The 11,259-nt window shown below is 35.8% G+C and carries 17 protein-coding genes and 1 pseudogene; 2 read left to right on the forward strand and 16 right to left on the reverse strand.

Features of this window, described 5'->3' with window-relative positions; translation table 11 throughout:
- Positions 1-609: 609 nt before the first annotated feature.
- Positions 610-822 carry a hypothetical protein gene (locus FC97_RS05170; protein ID WP_054644017.1) on the reverse strand — a complete coding sequence of 71 codons (213 nt, stop codon included), beginning with the start codon at positions 820-822 and terminating at the stop codon, positions 610-612.
- Between the two features lie 355 nt (positions 823-1,177).
- On the reverse strand, positions 1,178-1,765 hold the full coding sequence (locus FC97_RS05175) for a site-specific integrase (protein ID WP_054644016.1): 588 nt from the start codon (positions 1,763-1,765) through the stop codon (positions 1,178-1,180).
- A 103-nt stretch (positions 1,766-1,868) separates the two neighbouring features.
- Between FC97_RS05175 and FC97_RS05180 the strand changes: the two genes are divergently transcribed.
- Both FC97_RS05180 and FC97_RS05185 read left to right on the forward strand, forming a co-directional pair.
- Positions 1,869-2,147, forward strand: a complete 279-nt coding sequence (locus tag FC97_RS05180) for a plasmid mobilization protein (RefSeq protein WP_003625288.1) — start codon at positions 1,869-1,871, stop codon at positions 2,145-2,147.
- Positions 2,137-2,439 (forward strand): type II toxin-antitoxin system YafQ family toxin, encoded by a 303-nt coding sequence (locus FC97_RS05185; protein WP_005917927.1) that lies wholly within the window; start codon positions 2,137-2,139, stop codon positions 2,437-2,439. Before FC97_RS05180 ends, FC97_RS05185 begins: the two co-directional genes overlap by 11 nt.
- 126 nt (positions 2,440-2,565) lie before the next feature.
- Here FC97_RS05185 and FC97_RS05190 read toward each other — a convergent pair whose 3' ends face one another.
- From FC97_RS05190 to FC97_RS05240, 14 genes and pseudogenes are all read right to left on the reverse strand, one after another.
- Positions 2,566-3,897, reverse strand: a complete 1,332-nt coding sequence (locus FC97_RS05190) for a dihydrolipoyl dehydrogenase family protein (RefSeq protein ID WP_042253879.1) — start codon at positions 3,895-3,897, stop codon at positions 2,566-2,568.
- Between the two features lie 17 nt (positions 3,898-3,914).
- Positions 3,915-4,046 (reverse strand): hypothetical protein, encoded by a 132-nt coding sequence (locus FC97_RS13770; protein WP_015474697.1) that lies wholly within the window; start codon positions 4,044-4,046, stop codon positions 3,915-3,917.
- A gap of 12 nt (positions 4,047-4,058) precedes the next feature.
- The gene (locus tag FC97_RS05195) at positions 4,059-4,706 is read right to left on the reverse strand and encodes a DsbA family oxidoreductase (RefSeq protein WP_006844821.1); all 648 of its coding nucleotides are present in this window, start codon (positions 4,704-4,706) and stop codon (positions 4,059-4,061) included.
- 18 nt (positions 4,707-4,724) lie between these two features.
- Positions 4,725-5,669, reverse strand: a complete 945-nt coding sequence (gene trxB, locus FC97_RS05200; RefSeq protein ID WP_006844822.1) for a thioredoxin-disulfide reductase — start codon at positions 5,667-5,669, stop codon at positions 4,725-4,727.
- Between the two features lie 123 nt (positions 5,670-5,792).
- Positions 5,793-5,888: pseudogene (locus FC97_RS13655) on the reverse strand (aspartate racemase); the annotation flags it as partial.
- A complete protein-coding gene (locus FC97_RS05205; protein WP_006844823.1) occupies positions 5,888-6,211 on the reverse strand; it encodes a thioredoxin family protein in 324 nt (107 codons plus the stop codon). The gene FC97_RS05205 and the pseudogene FC97_RS13655, both read right to left, overlap by 1 nt.
- 20 nt (positions 6,212-6,231) lie before the next feature.
- The gene (trxA, locus tag FC97_RS05210) at positions 6,232-6,546 is read right to left on the reverse strand and encodes a thioredoxin (protein ID WP_015474701.1); all 315 of its coding nucleotides are present in this window, start codon (positions 6,544-6,546) and stop codon (positions 6,232-6,234) included.
- Positions 6,547-6,559: 13 nt separating this feature from the next.
- Complete coding sequence (locus FC97_RS13215) at positions 6,560-6,841, reverse strand: thioredoxin family protein (RefSeq protein ID WP_008855846.1); 282 nt, start codon at positions 6,839-6,841, stop codon at positions 6,560-6,562.
- 125 nt (positions 6,842-6,966) lie between these two features.
- Positions 6,967-7,611: an ArsR/SmtB family transcription factor gene (locus FC97_RS05215; protein ID WP_027822193.1), complete on the reverse strand. Its 645-nt coding sequence runs from the start codon at positions 7,609-7,611 to the stop codon at positions 6,967-6,969.
- A gap of 135 nt (positions 7,612-7,746) precedes the next feature.
- Positions 7,747-8,163, reverse strand: a complete 417-nt coding sequence (gene arsC, locus FC97_RS05220; protein WP_024526977.1) for an arsenate reductase (thioredoxin) — start codon at positions 8,161-8,163, stop codon at positions 7,747-7,749.
- Between the two features lie 11 nt (positions 8,164-8,174).
- Positions 8,175-9,212, reverse strand: a complete 1,038-nt coding sequence (arsB, locus tag FC97_RS05225; RefSeq protein WP_054644019.1) for an ACR3 family arsenite efflux transporter — start codon at positions 9,210-9,212, stop codon at positions 8,175-8,177.
- Between the two features lie 50 nt (positions 9,213-9,262).
- Complete coding sequence (locus tag FC97_RS05230) at positions 9,263-9,580, reverse strand: ArsR/SmtB family transcription factor (RefSeq protein ID WP_012391388.1); 318 nt, start codon at positions 9,578-9,580, stop codon at positions 9,263-9,265.
- Between the two features lie 105 nt (positions 9,581-9,685).
- Positions 9,686-10,216: a DUF536 domain-containing protein gene (locus FC97_RS05235; protein ID WP_024526981.1), complete on the reverse strand. Its 531-nt coding sequence runs from the start codon at positions 10,214-10,216 to the stop codon at positions 9,686-9,688.
- A complete protein-coding gene (locus FC97_RS05240) occupies positions 10,209-11,144 on the reverse strand; it encodes a replication initiation protein (RefSeq protein WP_054644018.1) in 936 nt (311 codons plus the stop codon). Before FC97_RS05240 ends, FC97_RS05235 begins: the two co-directional genes overlap by 8 nt.
- Positions 11,145-11,259: the final 115 nt, after the last annotated feature.

Genomic DNA, 11,259 nt, shown 5'->3' on the forward strand with positions numbered 1-11,259 from the left:
TCGTTGATAAACAGACAAAACCTCGTTGATAAACAGACAAAACCTCGTTGATAAACTTCTGTGAGCCTTGGGAGAGTAAGGCGCAATAGGGGTCTAAAAGAGGTTTAAAAGAGGTTTATAAAAGAGGTATATAAGAGGCACCACTGTACGAGATACAAACCTAAAACAAAAAACACACAAAGGAGTGAGCCAAAAAACGGCTCACATTAAACTCCAGTCGCACAGCTCCTTGCGCCTCACGCTGTTCGTTGCTTAAAAGGTGCGGCAAGCCACATTAATTCGGGCGCTGACGCCCCGAACCCCGTCCAAGCTGAGCCAGCTTGACCGCTTTTTCACTCGCCGTTAGGCAGGAAAGCAAAGTTTTGTAGAAACTTTGGCTTTCGCCATTTCAGTGTAAAGACTGGTTTAGAGCTGTCAATTCCTTATGCTCCCACGCTGCGCTCGTCCGCTACCATTGACAGCAAACAGTTAGTTTTTTTGAATCTTAACAAGAACTTAGCTGCTATGTTCGTTTTTCAGGGCCTTATTTTTCGTTTCTAGCAGTTTTAAGACTATTCATATACATTTATACCAAAGCAAAAAAAAAGCCCTCAGCAGGCTCTTAGAGGGCTAAATAATGAAGCCAGGACGATTAATAATATCTTCTTGTCTTTTTTGCAAAATATAAGTGTATAAGGAATCATACAAATTCTTTTTAATCTCGTCAGGTTCATTGACAGAAGCTTCAAACAATTCTTGAATATCAACTTGCCAAGGATCAGCAAGCATTTCATCAATTGGTTTTAATACTTTCTTTTCGTCCATCCTAATTACTCCTGACATCAAAATAATGATTTCAGTTTAGATTTACAGATTTTACAGTACCGTTATTCAAAATTTGTTACCAAACTTATAAAGATTCTTTGCACAGAACGATTAAAAAAATCTGGCTTAAAACAGCGTAATCCGCAACACTTTTTAAATATTTAAAACATAACAATCTTAGTTAGGTGCAAACATAAATTGAATTAAAAATACAGTCAATTCAACAACGACAAAAATTGATTTTATGGTTATCAGAAGACCGAGTGAAACAAGGTCAATGCGCACTTACACATAGAATTTATTCTATGTTGTGCTAGACCCATTAAAAACCTGTATCAGAAGTCGCCGATGGCGACAACAAAATCAAACTAATTTACCCAAAATCAATTTGGTTTAACATGTTTTCTGTACTTGCTTGATCCAAGCCTAAATAAGCTAAAGTCATTGATTCACTTGAGTGATTTAGTAAGTGCATGACTAGGCCAATATTGTAATTGGATTGCGTATAAACGCGATAAGCCCCAGTTTTGCGCATAGTGTGAGTACCAAGGTAATTAATGCTTAAAAGATCGCCGACTTTGCTCATGATTTTATAGAACTGTTTTTCCGTAATATGCCGTTCTGGGTGTTGAATGGACGGAAAGAGCCATTCAGATTCTAGTTTATGATCAAGCAGCCATTGACGGTACAATAAGAGCTCTGTTTGAACAGGTTTAAGGTACAAGGTATTAGGTTTACCAGTTTTTCGGTCATGAATAAACGCGTTTTGTTTAATAGAACCGTCCGGATTAAAAATATCGGCCTGTTTTAAGCCCATAACGTCACTCACTCGCAGTAGCGTCGCTTTACCAACTTGAAAAATCGTATAGTTACGTCGGCCAGCTTTAAAGTTATTGAGTAACGTATCTTGAACCTCTTTAAGAACGTTTGAATCTTTGATGGGTAAGACAACTTGTCGCATAAGCTGTTAGTTCCTTTACTTTAAAATTAATTTAGTTGCAGAAAACCTAAAAATCGAATATTATAGTGTAGTACGATGGTAAACTTAAGGGAGGCGGATTAGAATGAGTAATACTATTATTAAAAACAAGACAATTTCAACTCGTGTAACACCTGACATTAGTGAACGGGCTAAAGCTAACCTAGCAAAACAAGGGCTAACCGTTTCTGAGTATATACGCTTATCGTTAGTTAAAGCGGCCAATAATGAAGTTCGATTAGTCAGCTTTTTAGATTCTCCGGAAGCCTTAGCCGCTAAAAAAGAAGCAGAAACAGGGCAGGTCAAAAACATTGGTTCATTAACTGACTTTGAAGATTGGATCGATAAGTTAGATGCAAATTAAACAGACCAAATCTTTTGAACGTGAATTAAAAAAACTAGTCAAAAAACATTTCCCAATAACTGTCTTGAAGCCTTGTTTAGAAGCAATTGTTGAACAAGATGTACTTGTTTTGAAACAGATTAAAGATCATGCATTAAAAGGAAATTGGCGTGGCTATCGTGAATTTCACCCTGCCAGATATGGAAACTATGGTAAAAATTATGACAACTGGATTGTTATTTATCAGCTAGATCATGATGAATTGATTTTGTTATTGGTTGCAACTGGCTCCCATGAAATCTTGAATCAATAGCTATAGTTTAGGGGCACTTATAAAAAAATAAATTAAAATAGCCCCCAATATCTACATTATAGATATTGGGGGCTATTCTTTCAATGCTTTTGAGGGGTTATTTTTCACAAATAGACCCTCTTGTTGTTAAATTAATGTTCTAATTTTATATGCTAAACCAGGGAAAGCCATTAGCATCTTTTCTTTCCAAACCTCTGGATCAACATCAATTGCCATAACAGGAATTAGTGCATTGATATCATCTACTGCTGTTTGGCTAATTTCAGCAGCGCCCACGAGATGATTTTGCTTGTCAAAGACTAATGATAATCGTGCGTGATCATCTGTTCCAGCATAAAGAAAGTCACCTTGAGTAATATCAATATCTTTAATTGAATAATTACTGTCTTCCTTTGCTTTATCAATACTAATTCCAGCTTGAGCGAGTTGGGGGAATGTGAACGTAACGGTTCCAATTACTGGGTACCTAAGAGGTTCAGTTGTTTTATTAGTAAGTAAGGCACTTAAGTAGTCTGCTTCAAACTGTGCCGTAGAGGTTAATGCTGGTGCGGTTTTATCAACAATATCGCCCATTGCGTAAATGTTATTTGCTGATGTGGTCAAATATTTATCAACTTTAATTCCGCGGTTGCTGTACTCTACACCAGCATTATCAAGTTTCAATGCATTAATTTCAGGAACTCTACCACTGGCATTAATAACTTTATCAAAAGTGCCAAGGTTGCCGTTAGCTGATTGAACCTCATAGCCAGTTTGTGCTTCGGTAACAGCTGTAACATTTGTGTTAAATATAAAATTAATACCAAGTGAGTTTTTCATTTCATCAACTAACTGATGAACGTGTTGGCTGTAAAATCCCTCTAGCGGTTGGCCGGATCGGACAATAACGGTTACTCTAACCCCGGCAGCAGACAACAATGTAGCAAATTCCATACCAACGTAACCACTTCCGATAATTGCGACGTTCTTTGGAGTATCTTCGAGTTCAAAAAGGTTAGTACTAGTAAGTAGGTACTCGTGGCCAGGAATGTTAAGAGGATGCGGCTTTTTTCCGGTTGCGATTACAAAATTATCAGCAGTGATTTTTTTATTATTAACTTCAATGGTATGTTGATCAACAAATGATGCTTCACCCTTGATGGTAGTCGCACCCAGGCCTTCATACATACTTTGCATATTATTTAGGAATGACGCCATAGCCTTATTCTTTTGCTGAATAAGTTCTTTCCAGTCAAGCTTAGCTGGTTGAGTAATTCCCTTACCTTGCAAACGCATTGAAGTTAAGGTTGCTCGTGCTGCTCCTTCTAAGAAAATCTTGGGTTCGCAGCCTTCGTTAGGGCAAATTCCGCCAAACCGATTCTTTTCAACAACCGCGATTTTCTTTCCGCTATTCTGCATTCCCAATAGGAAACGATAAACTGATGGCCCACTGCCAATAACAACGTAGTCAAACTTCATTTATAGCTTCCCTCCATTTATTTTGTTTTCTTCTTCTTATCCTCAGTTTGCTTTTGATGTTCAGCGATATTACAACCGTCTGGCCCACATACAGCAGCATCATTATTATCGCCAAATATTGTATTAAATTGTGGCTTATCTTCGGTCATCGTAAATTCCTCCTAATTTTCTTCTTCTTGAACTCGCTTTAAGGCTTTAACAAAGACTTCATATGGTTGGGCACCACTAATTGCATACTTATTATTGATTACAAAAAAAGGTGCAGCATGAATACCGGATTGTTGAGCCTCTGCCTCGTCATTGACCACAGCTTGATGATATTGGTTAGAATTAAGCACTTTTTCTACTTCGTCTTTAGCAAGCCCAGCTTCCATTGCCGCATTTAATAGCACATCATGGTCAGAAATCGATTGACCATCACTAAAGTAAACTTGGTAGAAGCGTCTAATTACTCGTTCAGTCAAATCAGGATCATTTTTAGCTTCTGCGAATTTAATAATCCGGTGCGCATCCATAGTATTTGTAGGTACTACACTGTCAAGATCCATTGGTAGACCATCGTTATGCGCCATTTGTTCGATGTAAGCCATTTGCTTTTTGGCCTGTGGCTCCATTGCCTTATTTCCCTGAGTGAAGTGATTAATGTATCCTTCATCGGTTTCCTTTGGTGTTGCAGGGTTAAGCTCGAATGATTTGAACTCTAATTCAGTTGTGTCATAAATACCAATTTCCTTCATTGCTCGTTTCATTCGGTTAGAACCGATATAACAAAAGGGGCAAGCAATGTCTGACCAATATTTGATTTCCATAAAGTAATTTTCCTCTCTTTAATCTTTAACCGTTTGCCGATGCTTTATGGCTTCGAAATATTCAAAGGCGTTTTGCCCAGCAATACCACCATCGCCAACCGCAGTTGTAATTTGCCGCAGTTGCTTTTGCCGGACATCACCAATTGCATAGATTCCAGGAATTGTTGTTTCCATTTGATCGTTAGTTATAATCCAACCAGCTTGATCGGTAATATTTAAATTATTGAAAATTTGGCTATTTGGAAAGTTACCGACATAAACGAAAACTCCATCAGTGTCTAGAGTTGTATCATCACCGACCTGATTGTTATGAATTTTTACTCCAGTAACATGATTTTCATCACCTAAAATCTCTGTCACACTAGTATTCCAAGTGAAATCTATCTTATCGTTATCAAAAGCACGATTTTGTAATACCTTTTGTGCCCGTAACTGATCGCGACGATGAATGACATTAACTCCATCAGTGACATTAGCTAAGTACAATCCTTCAGAAATTGCTGAATCACCACCGCCAACTACAGTAACATTCTTTCCTTTAAAGAAAGAACCATCACATACTGCACAGTAAGAAACCCCTTTTCCGGAGAACTTTTCTTCACCTGGTACACCTAATTTTCGATTATTAGATCCTGTTGCAATAATTACTGCGCTTGCTACTAACTCGTCACTATCGGTTTGAATATGCTTCATTTGTTGATCATCAACGGTAACGTTTTGGACATCACCATATACAAAATTTACTCCGGCCTTAACGGTTCCTTGATACATTTTCTCACCAAGTTCAGGACCCTTAATTGTTGTAAAACCAGGGTAGTTTTCAATGTCATCGGTGTTGTTCATTTGTCCACCATAAATACCGCGATCAAGCATTGCTACATTTAAATTAGCTCGTGCTGCATATAAGGCAGCGGTCATTCCACCAGGACCGGCCCCAATCACTACTACATCATATTTCCTCATTAAATTTCACTCCAATCTACTTATTAGTCGTCACGTAACGCTAATCCCTTATCCAATGAACGATTAACAATGACTTCTTGTGCATCAATAATGGTTAACCACTATATAATCTAAATGGTCTTAGTCTTTATGGGTTTCAGTTTTCTTATTAAGGAGTCGGACATAACTTTCAGTTGCTAACGTCCCCATACCGCCAAGAATAGTTAAAAAATTCTTCATTAGTTAATAGTGTTGGTAATGAAGTTTTCGACTTCTTCTTTAGTCTTCCGATCTTTATTGACAAGTCTTCCGATTTCTTGCCCATCTCTAAAAATAACGAAGCTTGGAATACCAAAGATATTTAGTTCTTGAGCCAATTCGGTATTCTCATCACGATCGACACTGATGAAAGTGTAATCTTTGAATTCTTGTTCAATTTCTGGTAGATGAGGCTTGATAAAGCTACAATCAGGGCACCAAGAAGCTATAAAAACTAAAATATATTTTCCATTCTTCAGTTTTTTATCAAATTCTTTTTTATTCATTACTGATAGTTGTTCCATTTAGCTTCTCCCCTCTTAACCTAATTAGTATATTGAGCAAGAACGGTTTTAAGTTGGTCCTTACTGTGGAGGCCAACCAGCTTATCAACTACTTGGCCATCTTTTTTGATAATTAAGGTTGGAATAGACATAATTCCAAATGCCATTGGTGTTTTTTGATTTGCATCTACGTCCATTTTAGTGATTTTGACTTTATCGCCAATTTCTTTATCAAGTTGTTCAATAATCGGTCCTTGCATTCGACATGGAGGACACCAAGTAGCCCAAAAATCAGTTAATGTAACACCGGTACTAGTTTCTTTCACAAAGTCTTTGTCAGTTAAGTTCTTAACCATAAGAGTCGCTCCTTTATAGGTAATATTTAATTAAAGTTGTTAATTGTGATTGATCAATAAAACGGGTAATTTTTTCAACGATTTTTCCATCACGCAGCAAAATAGTACTGGGTGCGGAATAAACATTGTATTTTTTTGCTAGTTCTGGGTGAGCATCTGAATTCACTACCCGAACGTTTAAATATGAATTAAAGTCATGGCTAATCTTATTTATTATTGGTCGCTGCGTATAACACTGGGCGCACCAATTATTCTCAAAATTAATTAAGGTTAGCGTTTTATCAATAGTAGACAAGTTATGTCACTGCCTTTCAACTATTCAATCGTTTGCTTGAATAGTTTAATAATACCACATACTTTTTGTAAGTCAATATAAAAGCACGATTTAATCAATAAATGACTAAATCGTGCTTAAACTGTTTATTCTGTTATTTTATTCCAATAATAGTAACTTGAATTTAAACTAACTGCGTCAAAACCATTTCTATTTAAGATCTGTGTGGCAATGTTGGAATTAGCACATAGTCTTCCACGGCAATAAACAATAATTTTTTGATCTTTAGGTAATTTGGGCATTGATTCTTTTAATGTTTCCAATGGGACATTAATTGCCGATTGTATGTGGCCTGCTGCATATTCATCAGAAGGTCGTACATCAAGGACAAAGCAATTTTTGTATTCTTCTTGAGCTTGCTTTAAGGAAATGGTTTTAACGTTATCTTGAGCGTCTGATTTATCCTGAATTGTTTTCATATCTGAAAGTTCACTGTTGCCAATATCGGTTAATAGGTGCACAAGATCACTAATTTTGGGAGAACTAAGGCTATAAATAATATGATTGCCTTTTCGTTTTGTTTTAACCAGATGACTGTCCTTCAATATTTGTAGATGGCGTGAGGCGTTAGCTACACTTATTCCGACCCCGTTGGCAATAGTTTCAACTGATTTGGGTGCTTGAGTTAAAAGATCAAGAATTTCTAATCGTCGATCACTGCTTAGCCCCTTACCAATTTTAGATAGTTCTTCATATAGTCCATTTTTGTAGTTAACTGCTTGTTCAAACATTTTCTTTCCATCTTTTCAACTATTTTGTTGAATAGTTTACCAGTTTTCCTATGAAATTGAAATTCAATATTATTAGTTAATAAATTAATGGGCCTTGTCTTTTTAGATTTAGGAGTCATCCTATAAAAATGGACCCTATTTATAATTTTGTACAAGTTCGAATAGATTATCTTTTATTTTGTTTCGAACTTTTCTAAAGGCTTGTAGTTTTTCTTTTTCTGTTCCAGTGGTTTTTGCAGGGTCGGGTAATGGCCAATGAATACTTGTAGCTTGTGGTGGAATAACTGGACATTTATCTCGTGCATCACCGCATAAAGTGACAATTAGATTAGCTGAATTGAAGTAATTTAAATCAATCAGTTTTGAATACTGCTGACTAATATCGACACCATCTTCTGCCATAACTTGTACTGCATTTTTGTTTAAACCATGCTTTTCTACGCCCGCACTTCTAATTTCAAATTTATCGGAAGGAAAAAGTTCTTTTGCGTATCCTTCGGCCATTTGGCTTCGACATGAATTCCCGGTACAGAGAAAATAGATTTTTTTCATTTGGTTACTCCTTAATCATAATATTTTCTTTTAATCCATAGTGCTACATCAACTAATAAGATCATTACCGGTACTTCAACCATTGGGCCAATAACGGCAGCAAATGCTTCTCCAGAATTCAAGCCAAATATAGCGACTGTTACTGCAACAGCTAATTCAAAGTTATTACTTGCAGCGGTGAAAGATTGTGTCGCAGAAATTGAATAACTAGTTTTAGTCTTTTTCGCAATCCAAAAGGTTATGAAGAACATTAAGACAAAATATAGTAATAAAGGAACAGCAATTCTTATTGCGTCCATTGGTAGTTGAACTACTTTTGCACCCTTGACAGAAAACATCACTACTATTGTAAAGAGTAAAGCCCAAGTAGTAATTCTACTTATTTTTGGTACATATTTATCTTCAAACCATTCTTTACCCTTTGTGCTAATGATAAAGTAACGAGAACCAATGCCCAAAATGAAAGGAATACCAAGATAAATAAAAACACTTTTAGCAATTTCACTCATTGTAATATTAATTGTCTGTGTTTGTAGCCCAAAGAATTTTGGTAAGACACTAATAAAGAAGTATGCATAAACGGAATATAGCAAAATCTGAAAAATTGAGTTAAAAGCTACTAGACCAGCAGCATAATCGTTATTACCCTGCGCTAATTCATTCCACACAATAACCATAGCAATACACCGTGCTAAACCGATCATGATTAAACCAATCATATAGTTTGGATAATTGTGTAGAAAGATAAAAGCAAGAGCAAACATTAAAATAGGGCCAACGATCCAATTTTGAACTAATGAAAAAGCAAGTTCCTTTTTGTCCTTAAATACATCACCCATTTTGCCATAATTAACTTTGGTTAGTGGTGGATATAGCATTAATATTAAGCCTATTGCTATTGGAATTGATGTTGTACCGATAGACCAACTATTAATTATTTTAGGGAGCGATGGAAAAGCTAAACCGCTAATAATTCCCAGTGCCATAGCTAAAAATACCCATAAGGTCATATAACGGTCCATGAATGATAAATTTTTAGAAGTACGCATAATAGCCCTCCATATAGATATTTATCTATGTATAATGCAAAATAAAAAAGCTAACAGTTTGAATGTGAATCCTTACATATGCAATGGTCAGTTTTAGATAGTATTTGTGTTAATTCACTAATCAGTCCTTCTTTTTTGTTTGAATTTAAAGAATAATAGTGCCACTTAGTATCTTTTCTTACGTTAACTAATCCACTTTTTTCCAGAATACTCATATGGTGGGATAGAGTCGGTTGTGTAAAGTTAAAGTGTGCAAGTATATCACACCCACACATCTCACCACAGGACAGCATTTCTAAAATCTTAAGACGGTTAGGTTCAGCAACCACCTTTAAAAGTGATGCCAAATCTTTATACTCATAGTGCATCAGTAAATTCCTCCACATTAAACATAGACGATTATCTATATTGTATCACATGAATAATGAAAAAGATTGCCGTTCGGATTAATTTTATAATCTACCAATTGACTTCTATTTCCAAAAATGCCACCAATTTTTATTATTATGTGTTCTATCTTCTTTGTCATTCACTTGCTGTTTTTGGCCTGGATTAGAGATTTCAATCAAGTCACTTAATTTGTGTACATGTTCTTTTAGTTCTTTGTTTTCTGTCACAGTTGTTAACTGAAGTTGTTGTTGCTGATCTATTAATTTGGTTAGATGATTAATTTGTCGGTCTTTGCTACTTATTTGCTGATCTTTGGTAGCAAGCTGTTTGTCCCGTTGAAACTTTAAATCTGCTACTTCTCTTCTTAGAGTAGCGATTAGCTCATTATTTTCTTTGCTAGTCTTTGTCGCTTTTTCGCTACCTGTTTGTTGGTTCTTTGCTACCAAGTTCTTTGCTACCTTGCCTCTAATAATCCTTTCAGCTGTAAGGCTGATCACGTTTTTACCTTGACTATCTTTTTGTCGGTTCTTTGTTGGTAGTCTTTGGTAGTGGTATTGAATAGTTTGTTTAGAGACCTTTAATTCATCAGCAAGTTCTCTAATTGTTTTAGGCATTATTTCCAAACCCCTTTCGGAGTTCAGCAAGTGCTTCTTGTCTTGCTTGATCTCTTATTTTTTTATCGTGCTCGGCCTGTTTATCAGCCAATGCTTGTTTCTCAGTAGAGCCTAAAGTTAACCCTTTAACCTTGTCAATGGCGCGCCATTTTTCCTGCTCTGTTAATTCACCATTATGCTGAATATTGAAAAGTTTTTGTCGTTCATCTTGTAATTTGCCTTGTGAGAAGTCATTAGCGCCTTTCTTTTCTGGTTTCCAGGTAAATGAATACCCTATTACTGGTTTTCCACGTCCCTTGCCATATTTCTTTCTAATAGCTAGGCCTCTAAATAATGGTGTTAACTCTTCTTTGATGGGCTTTATAACATACCTATCAATATCTCCTGACTTTTTCCAATAGCTTTTAGGAATATCGAGTAATTCAAAAAAGTCTTCTTTTGATAAAAAAGCATAACCTGTTGTTCTAAAACCCTTTAACAATCTAAAAGCAGTTTTGGCGTAACTGCTTCTAAGATCTCTAAATTCCGCTAAAGCATATCTAACCCATGTATCTAAATTATTAAGAAGTGGCAAAGCATCTTTATATACTTCAACATCTATATAAGGGGAATCAGCTTCACCAACAATGCTGAATTTAGTAAACATAACAAACATCTCTCTATTTAATCCAGATTTACTACGTCTTCCAAAATGAAGTCCCATTAGTTTTTCATAAGTTCTTTGAATATCATCTTCAAAGCGATTATTTGCAGTTGGTTTATAGTTGCTCAAGTCTTTAAGTTGTTCAAAAGAAAATCTAACTGTTTGATCCCCTTTATCACGCATACGAGAAATAATTGAAAAAAATAGATTCATTTCAATAGGGGTGAATTTACGTAAGGGAATAGTATTAAGTTCTGGATCATATTTTATAAGTTCATTGCTCATAATTACACCTCTACAACTATTATATAAAATCAACGATTGTTTATCAACGATCACTATTAAAAACCTCGTTGATAAACAGACAAAACCTCGTTGATAAACAGACAAAACCTCGTTG

Source organism: Companilactobacillus kimchii DSM 13961 = JCM 10707 (assembly GCF_001435445.1).
GTDB lineage: Bacteria > Bacillota > Bacilli > Lactobacillales > Lactobacillaceae > Companilactobacillus > Companilactobacillus kimchii.

What these genes read in the sequence shown, in the direction of transcription:
- FC97_RS05170 (WP_054644017.1), bottom strand. Translation starts at nt 822, where the DNA reads ATGTCAGGAGTAATTAGGATGGACGAAAAGAAAGTATTAAAACCAATT.
- FC97_RS05175 (WP_054644016.1), bottom strand. Translation starts at nt 1,765, where the DNA reads ATGCGACAAGTTGTCTTACCCATCAAAGATTCAAACGTTCTTAAAGAG.
- FC97_RS05180 (WP_003625288.1), top strand. Translation starts at nt 1,869, where the DNA reads ATGAGTAATACTATTATTAAAAACAAGACAATTTCAACTCGTGTAACA.
- FC97_RS05185 (WP_005917927.1), top strand. Translation starts at nt 2,137, where the DNA reads ATGCAAATTAAACAGACCAAATCTTTTGAACGTGAATTAAAAAAACTA.
- FC97_RS05190 (WP_042253879.1), bottom strand. Translation starts at nt 3,897, where the DNA reads ATGAAGTTTGACTACGTTGTTATTGGCAGTGGGCCATCAGTTTATCGT.
- FC97_RS13770 (WP_015474697.1), bottom strand. Translation starts at nt 4,046, where the DNA reads ATGACCGAAGATAAGCCACAATTTAATACAATATTTGGCGATAATAAT.
- FC97_RS05195 (WP_006844821.1), bottom strand. Translation starts at nt 4,706, where the DNA reads ATGGAAATCAAATATTGGTCAGACATTGCTTGCCCCTTTTGTTATATC.
- trxB (WP_006844822.1), bottom strand. Translation starts at nt 5,669, where the DNA reads ATGAGGAAATATGATGTAGTAGTGATTGGGGCCGGTCCTGGTGGAATG.
- FC97_RS05205 (WP_006844823.1), bottom strand. Translation starts at nt 6,211, where the DNA reads ATGGAACAACTATCAGTAATGAATAAAAAAGAATTTGATAAAAAACTG.
- trxA (WP_015474701.1), bottom strand. Translation starts at nt 6,546, where the DNA reads ATGGTTAAGAACTTAACTGACAAAGACTTTGTGAAAGAAACTAGTACC.
- FC97_RS05215 (WP_027822193.1), bottom strand. Translation starts at nt 7,611, where the DNA reads ATGTTTGAACAAGCAGTTAACTACAAAAATGGACTATATGAAGAACTA.
- arsC (WP_024526977.1), bottom strand. Translation starts at nt 8,163, where the DNA reads ATGAAAAAAATCTATTTTCTCTGTACCGGGAATTCATGTCGAAGCCAA.
- arsB (WP_054644019.1), bottom strand. Translation starts at nt 9,212, where the DNA reads ATGCGTACTTCTAAAAATTTATCATTCATGGACCGTTATATGACCTTA.
- FC97_RS05230 (WP_012391388.1), bottom strand. Translation starts at nt 9,580, where the DNA reads ATGCACTATGAGTATAAAGATTTGGCATCACTTTTAAAGGTGGTTGCT.
- FC97_RS05235 (WP_024526981.1), bottom strand. Translation starts at nt 10,216, where the DNA reads ATGCCTAAAACAATTAGAGAACTTGCTGATGAATTAAAGGTCTCTAAA.
- FC97_RS05240 (WP_054644018.1), bottom strand. Translation starts at nt 11,144, where the DNA reads ATGAGCAATGAACTTATAAAATATGATCCAGAACTTAATACTATTCCC.